Source organism: Saccharothrix hoggarensis, assembly GCF_042678885.1.
GTDB classification, from domain to species: domain Bacteria; phylum Actinomycetota; class Actinomycetes; order Mycobacteriales; family Pseudonocardiaceae; genus Actinosynnema; species Actinosynnema hoggarensis.
In genome coordinates this window covers 1-6970 of record NZ_JBHTLK010000300.1, presented here as the reverse complement: position 1 = coordinate 6970, position 6970 = coordinate 1, and the positions used below count along the sequence as shown (strand labels likewise).

Annotated in this window: 6 protein-coding genes and 2 pseudogenes; 7 read left to right on the top strand and 1 reads right to left on the bottom strand. The window is 71.8% G+C overall.

Annotated elements, in window-relative coordinates; all coding sequences use genetic code 11:
• Nucleotides 1–190, bottom strand: a pseudogene (locus ACFQ3T_RS32835) (hypothetical protein); the annotation flags it as partial.
• 260 nt (nucleotides 191–450) lie between these two features.
• Between ACFQ3T_RS32835 and thrS the strand changes: the two are divergent.
• The 7 genes and pseudogenes from thrS to ACFQ3T_RS32800 all read left to right on the top strand — a co-directional run.
• Nucleotides 451–2499 (top strand): threonine--tRNA ligase, encoded by a 2049-nt coding sequence (thrS, locus tag ACFQ3T_RS32830; protein ID WP_380729397.1) that lies wholly within the window; start codon nucleotides 451–453, stop codon nucleotides 2497–2499.
• Nucleotides 2496–3041 (top strand): HIT family protein, encoded by a 546-nt coding sequence (locus ACFQ3T_RS32825; protein WP_380729394.1) that lies wholly within the window; start codon nucleotides 2496–2498, stop codon nucleotides 3039–3041. Before thrS ends, ACFQ3T_RS32825 begins: the two co-directional genes overlap by 4 nt.
• A gap of 140 nt (nucleotides 3042–3181) precedes the next feature.
• Entirely contained in the window at nucleotides 3182–4021 is an 840-nt protein-coding gene (locus ACFQ3T_RS32820; RefSeq protein WP_380729392.1) for a helix-turn-helix domain-containing protein, read from the top strand.
• A gap of 60 nt (nucleotides 4022–4081) precedes the next feature.
• Complete coding sequence (gene pgsA, locus ACFQ3T_RS32815) at nucleotides 4082–4690, top strand: phosphatidylinositol phosphate synthase (RefSeq protein WP_380729391.1); 609 nt, start codon at nucleotides 4082–4084, stop codon at nucleotides 4688–4690.
• A gap of 63 nt (nucleotides 4691–4753) precedes the next feature.
• On the top strand, nucleotides 4754–5686 hold the full coding sequence (locus ACFQ3T_RS32810) for a phosphatidylinositol mannoside acyltransferase (RefSeq protein WP_380729389.1): 933 nt from the start codon (nucleotides 4754–4756) through the stop codon (nucleotides 5684–5686).
• On the top strand, nucleotides 5683–6804 hold the full coding sequence (locus ACFQ3T_RS32805) for a glycosyltransferase family 4 protein (protein ID WP_380729387.1): 1122 nt from the start codon (nucleotides 5683–5685) through the stop codon (nucleotides 6802–6804). Before ACFQ3T_RS32810 ends, ACFQ3T_RS32805 begins: the two co-directional genes overlap by 4 nt.
• Before the next feature lie 26 nt (nucleotides 6805–6830).
• Nucleotides 6831–6970 (top strand): annotated as a pseudogene (locus tag ACFQ3T_RS32800) (exopolyphosphatase); the annotation flags it as partial.

Genomic DNA, 6970 nt, shown 5'->3' with positions numbered 1-6970 from the left:
CCGGATCGGACGCCGGACCCGCGGCCGGCGTCGTGGCGGCCGGGGACGGGTCGGGCGCCGGGGACGGCATGGGAGTGGTGTCGCCGACGGACGGCTGTGGACCGGCCGCCTGCTCCCCGGTCGGCGGCGGGGGAGTGCCGCCCGCCCGGGGACGGGGACTTCCCTGCGGCGGCTCGTGCGGATCCGACATCGCGACTCCTGGTCTCCGGTGCTGGTGGAGGCCAGCATGCGCCCCCTACCTGAGGAGATCCTGATCGCCGGCTGTACGTCAGCTGTGAGCGCGGTGGCCACGCGGCGTGACCTCGGCGGACGTCCTCCCCGCCCCGGCAGCGGACCCGACCGGGTGATCCCCGCGAGTCGGCGGCCGGCCGATCCGGTGCGCCCGAAAACCAGTCGGTGAGCACCGATAACATCTCCGGCACAGGACCGACCACAATCCGAGGAGTCACCGTGTCCCAGCCACGTCCCGCAGCCGCTCTCGCCCCACCGCGCGTGGTGGTGCCGGCGGGGACTACCGCGGGGACGGCGGTGCGCGAGGCGGGGCTGCCGGGCAAGGGCTCGGACGCCGTCGTGGTCGTGCGCGACCCCGAGGGCCACCTGCGCGACCTGTCGTGGACGCCGCAGGTCGACGTCGAGGTCGAAGCGGTCGCCGCCGACACCGAGGACGGCCGCAGCGTCATCCGCCACTCCGCGGCCCACGTGCTGGCGCAGGCCGTGCAGCAGCAGTTCCCCGACGCCAAGCTGGGCATCGGCCCGCCGGTCAAGGACGGCTTCTACTACGACTTCAAGGTCGACAAGCCGTTCACGCCCGAGGACCTCCAGGCGCTGGAGAAGCGCATGAAGTCGATCATCAAGGGCGCGCAGCGGTTCAACCGCCGCGTGGTCGAGTCGGTCGACGCGGCGAAGTCCGAGCTGGCCGCCGAGCCGTTCAAGCTGGAACTGGTGGACATCAAGAGCGACGTCGACACGGCCGAGGTGATGGAGGTCGGCGGCGGCGAGCTGACGATCTACGACAACCTCGACCCGCGCTCCGGCGAGCGCGTGTGGGGCGACCTGTGCCGCGGCCCGCACGTGCCGACGACCAAGCACATCCCGGCGTTCAAGCTGACCCGCGTCGCCGCCGCCTACTGGCGCGGCAACGAGAAGAACCCGCAGCTGCAGCGCATCTACGGCACCGCGTGGGAGTCGCAGGAGGCGCTGGACGCGCACCTGGAGCTGCTGGCCGAGGCCGAGCGGCGCGACCACCGCAAGCTCGGCGTCGAGCTGGACCTGTTCAGCTTCCCGGACGAGATCGGCTCCGGCCTGGCGGTGTTCCACCCCAAGGGCGGCATCATCCGCAAGGCGATGGAGGACTACTCGCGCGCCCGGCACGCCGAGGAGGACTACGAGTTCGTCTACTCGCCGCACATCACCAAGGGCAACCTCTTCGAGACGTCCGGCCACCTCGACTGGTACAAGGACGGCATGTACCCGGCGATGCACCTCGACGCCGAGTACGACGACGACGGCAAGCTGCGCAAGCCCGGCCAGGACTACTACCTGAAGCCGATGAACTGCCCGTTCCACGACCTGATCTTCAAGTCGCGCGGGCGGTCCTACCGCGAGCTGCCGCTGCGGATGTTCGAGTTCGGCTCGGTCTACCGGTACGAGAAGTCCGGCGTGATCCACGGCCTGACCCGCGTGCGCGGCATGACGCAGGACGACGCGCACATCTTCTGCACGCCCGACCAGGTCCAGGACGAGCTGAAGTCGCTGCTGTCCTTCGTGCTCGGGCTGCTGCGCGACTACGGCCTCGACGACTTCTACCTGGAGCTGTCGACCCGCAACCCGGAGAAGTCCGTCGGCTCCGACGAGGTGTGGGAGCAGGCCACCGAGGCGCTGCGCGTCGCGGCCGAGGACTCCGGGCTCGACCTGGTGCCCGACCCGGGCGGCGCGGCGTTCTACGGGCCGAAGATCTCCGTGCAGGCCAAGGACGCGCTGGGTCGCACCTGGCAGATGTCGACCATCCAGGTGGACTTCAACCTGCCCGAGCGGTTCGAGCTGGAGTACACCGGCCCGGACGGCACCCGGCAGCGCCCGGTCATGATCCACCGCGCGCTGTTCGGCTCGATCGAGCGGTTCTTCGGCGTGCTGACCGAGCACTACGCGGGCGCGTTCCCGGCGTGGCTGGCGCCCGTGCAGGTGGTCGGCATCCCGATCGCCGACGAGCACGTCGACCACCTGCTGGCGGTCGCGAAGCAGCTCAAGGCCAAGGGCATCCGGGTCGAGGTGGACGCCTCCGACGACCGGATGCAGAAGAAGATCCGCAACCACACCACGCAGAAGGTGCCGTTCATGCTGCTCGCCGGCGGCAAGGACGTGGAGCAGGGCGCGGTGTCGTTCCGGTTCCGCGACGGCACGCAGATCAACGGCGTGTCGGTGGAGCGCGCGGTCGAGACGATCGTGGACTGGGTGGCGCGGCGCGAGAACGCCTCGCCCACGGCGGAACTCGTCCAGTGACCGAGCAGTACGAGGAGCAGGACGGTGTGGGGGTCCAGGACGCGTTGCAGCGCCTCTGGACCCCGCACCGCCTCTCGTACGTGCGCGGTGAGGGCAAGGCGGTCGGCGACGAGCCCGAGGGCTGCCCGTTCTGCCGGGTGATCGGGCTGGACGACGCCGAGGGCCTGATCGTGGCGCGGGGCGAGCTCGTGTTCGCGGTGCTCAACCTGTACCCGTACAACCCCGGTCACCTGATGGTGCTGCCGTACCGGCACGTCCCGGACTACACGGACCTGACGGACGCCGAGGTGGCCGAGTTCGCCGCGTTCACGCAGCGGGCGATGCGGGTGGTCCGGGCCGTGGCGAGCCCGCACGGGTTCAACATCGGCATGAACCAGGGCGTCGTGGCGGGCGCGGGCATCGCCGCGCACCTGCACCAGCACGTGGTGCCGCGCTGGGGCGGCGACGCCAACTTCATGCCGGTGATCGGCCACACCAAGGTGCTGCCGCAGTTGCTCGGCGAGACGAGGCAGCTGCTGTCCGACGCCTGGGGCGGTCGCTGAGCCCGTATGCACGGCCATCTGCACGTGCGCCGCAGATGGCCGTGATCGTGGTCTAGATCACTACTCTCCGGCGTCGGCGGGACCCTCAACACCTTGCTGGCCGATCGTCAAGAGTGGTGAGCGTCGATACCGTGCGTTGCATGACCGCACCTGAGCGTTCGCGGCTGGCCCGAGAACGGCTCTCGCGCGAGTTACGAAGGCTGCGCACCGAGGCCAAGATGACCGGAACGGCCACGGCGCGCGCCACCGGGATGAGCCAGTCCAAGCTGTCGAAGATCGAGAACGGCATGCTCCTCCCGTCCGTGACCGACGTGGAGCGCCTGGTCGCCGAGCTGTCCGCGACCAGGGAGACCAGGGTCGAGCTGGTCGAGTTGGCCCGCCAGCTGCACGCGGAGGCGGAAACCCGCCGCGTGGTGCTGCACCGGGGGGCGCACCGGCACCAGCAGACCGTGGCCCGCATCGAGGCCCGCGCCACCACCAGCCGCTTCTTCCAGAACGCGGGTGTGCCCGCGCTGTTGCAGAGCGAGAACTACCTCCGCGTCGTGCTGAACACGACGCCGTCGCACGAGCAGGACACCGCGATCGCCACGCTGCGTGCTCGCCGCGCGCGGATGGACGACCCCAACAAGCGGTTCGTGTTCCTGCTCGCCGAGAGCGCGCTGCGCTGGCGCATGGGGTCCGCCGACCTCATGTGCGACCAGATCGACCACCTCGCGCAGATCATCCGAAGACCCAATGTGCAGCTCGGCGTCGTGCCGTGGTCGGTCGACGTGAACATGGTCGCGTTGCACGGGTTCCAGGTGTACGACGAGCGCGTGGTGACGTTGAGCGTGCTGACCGGCAACGCGACCATCACCGACCCGCACGACGTGCGCGAGTACCTGGCGCTGTTCGGCAGGCTGGAACGGCACGCGGTGCGCGGCGAGGAGCTGGAGGACCTGCTGGAGCAGATCTCCAGGGACCACCGCAAGCTCGGCTGAGCTGGGCGGTTAGGCTGCCGGGGACCACTTCGTCCCCGTCGGTAGGTGCCTCGCCACCCCATGCTGAACATCTTCGCCCGCGCGTCGGTTTCGCGCGTCACCGATCCGATCGGGGCGTGGCTGCTGCGCCGCGGCCTCACCCCGAACGCCGTCACGGTGCTGGGCACCGTCGGCTCCGTCGCCGCGTCCCTGTGGTTCATCCCGCGCGGGCAGCTGTTCGCCGGCGCCGCCCTGGTGACCGTGTTCGTGCTGTTCGACCTGATCGACGGCGCGATGGCACGGGCCCAGGGCGGCGGCACGAAGTTCGGCGCCGTCCTCGACGCCAGCTGCGACCGCATCGCCGACGGCGCGCTGTTCGCCGCCATCGCCTGGTGGGCGTTCGGCGCGGACGAGCACGGCCTCGCCGCCGCGACCCTGGTGTCGCTGGTCGGCGCGCAGGTCACGTCGTACGTGAAGGCGCGCGCCGAGGCGTCCGGGCTGTCCGCCGACGGCGGGCTCGCCGAACGGGCCGAGCGGTTCATCGTCGCGCTGGTCGGCGTGGGCCTGCACGGGCTCGGCGTGCCCTACGTCCTGCCCGTGGCGCTGTACCTGCTTGCGGCGCTGGTGACCATCACGGTGGTGCAGCGCATCCTCGCCGTGAGCCGCGCCGCGAAGGAGCTCGGGACGTGAGCGGCTCGCGACCGGGTGGGACGCCTGACCTGGAGGAACGGCTGACGTGGGGGAACGGCTGACGTGAAGGAACGGCTGGCTGACCTCGGTTACGCGGCGGGCTGGCGCCTGGTGCGGCTCCTGCCGGAGAAGTGGGCGCGCGCCCTGTTCGACGCGGTCGCCGACCGGGCCGCGAAGCGCGGCGGTGGCGGCGTCCGGCAGCTGCGGGCGAACCTGCGCCGGGTCGTGCCGCAGGCGGGAGAGGCGGAGCTGGACGAGCTGGTCCGGCTGGCCGTGCGGTCGTACGCCCGGTACTGGCGGGAGGCGTTCCGGCTGCCGTCGCTCGACCTGAAGGCCGCCTACGCCGAGTGCGACCGGACGATGACCGGCGTCGAGAACCTGGACGCGGCCCTGGCCGAGGGGCGCGGCGCGGTGATCGCCCTGCCGCACAGCGGGAACTGGGACATGGCGGGCGTCTGGCTGGTCGGGCACTGCGGCACGTTCACCACGGTCGCCGAACGCCTCAAGCCCGAATCGCTGTACCAGCGGTTCATCGCCTTCCGGGAGAGCCTCGGCTTCGAGGTGGTGCCGCTGACCGGCGGCGACCGCAACCCGGCCCTGGTGCTCGCGGATCGGCTGCGCGCCAACAAGGTCGTGTGCCTGCTCGCCGACCGCGACCTCACCGCGGGCGGTGTGCCGGTGACGTTCTTCGGCGAGCGCACGATGATGCCCGCCGGCCCCGCGCACCTGGCCGCGACCACCGGCGCGGCGCTGATCCCGGCCGGCCTGTGGTTCACCGAGGACGGGTGGGTCATCCGGCTGCACCCGCCGATCCGCGTCGCGGGCACGGCCGGCGTGCCCGCCGCGACCCAGCAGATGGCCGACGTGTTCGCCGCCGACATCGCCGCGCACCCCACCGACTGGCACATGATGCAGCAGTTGTGGCTCGCGGACCTGCCCGAGAGCAGGCAGAAGGCGCTGCGCCGGGTGCTGGCCCGCCGAGGGGACGCGGTGTGAAGGTCGGGATCGTCTGCCCGTACTCCTTCGAGGTCCCCGGAGGCGTGCAGGCGCACGTGGTCGACCTCGCGCACGCCCTGCGCGGCCTCGGGCACGAGGTCGAGGTGCTCGCGCCCGCCGACGACGACACGCCCGTGCCGGAGTTCGTGACGTCCGCCGGCCGCGCGGTCGGCATCCCGTACAACGGGTCGGTGGCGCGGCTGTCGTTCGGGCCGGTGTCGTTCACGCGCGTCCGGCGGTGGATCGCGGAGCACGACTTCGACGTGCTGCACCTGCACGAGCCCACCGCGCCGTCGTTGTCGATGTTGGCGCTGATGGTGGCGGACGGGCCGATCGTGGCCACGTTCCACACGTCCACGCCGCGCTCGAAGATGCTCTCGGCGTTCCAGGCGGTGCTCCAGCCGTTCCTGGAGAAGATCACCGCTCGCATCGCGGTGTCCGCGCTCGCCCGACGGGTCCAGGTCGAGCACCTGGGCGGTGACGCGGTGGAGATCCCCAACGGCGTGGACGTCGGCTTCTTCGCCCACGCGGCGCCGCTGCCCGACTACCCGCGCGACGGCGGCACGGTCGGGTTCGTCGGCCGGTTCACCGAGCCGCGCAAGGGCATGCCGGTGCTGCTGGACGCGTTCCGCGTGCTGGACCTGCCGGACGCGCGGCTGCTGATCGTCGGGCGCGGTGACGAGGACGAGCTGCGCAAGCAGGCGGGGCCGGAGCTGGCGTCCCGGATGGTGTTCCTCGGCATGGTGGACGACGAGACCAAGGCGCGCGCGCTGCGCAGCGTGGACGTCTACTGCGCGCCCAACACCGGCGGCGAGAGCTTCGGGATCATCCTCACCGAGGCGATGTCGGCGGGCACGGCGGTGGTGGCGAGCGACCTCGACGCGTTCCGGCGCGTGCTGGACGACGGCAAGGCGGGCGTGCTGACGCCGGTCGGCGACTCGGCGGCGTTGGCCGCGGCGTTGCGGGACCTGCTGACCGACCCGGTGCGGCGCGCGGACTACGTGGAGGCGGCGCGGCAGCGGGTGATGATGTTCGACTGGTCGGTGGTGGCGGCGCAGGTGCTGCGCGTCTACGAGAGCGCGATGGCGGCCGACCCGCGCCGGGTGGGTGAGGCGTGACCAGTTCCGGCGTCGCGACGACGTTCCTGGTGCTGCTGGGTCTGGCGGTGCTGGTCGGGCCGTGGACGCTCGGCACGGCGAACCGGCTCGACCGGCTGCACGTGCGCACGGACGCGGCGTGGGCGGCGCTGGACGCGGCGCTGGCGCGGCGGGCGGTCGTGACGCG

What these genes read in the sequence shown, in the direction of transcription:
- pgsA (WP_380729391.1), top strand. Translation starts at nt 4,082, where the DNA reads ATGCTGAACATCTTCGCCCGCGCGTCGGTTTCGCGCGTCACCGATCCG.
- ACFQ3T_RS32820 (WP_380729392.1), top strand. Translation starts at nt 3,182, where the DNA reads ATGACCGCACCTGAGCGTTCGCGGCTGGCCCGAGAACGGCTCTCGCGC.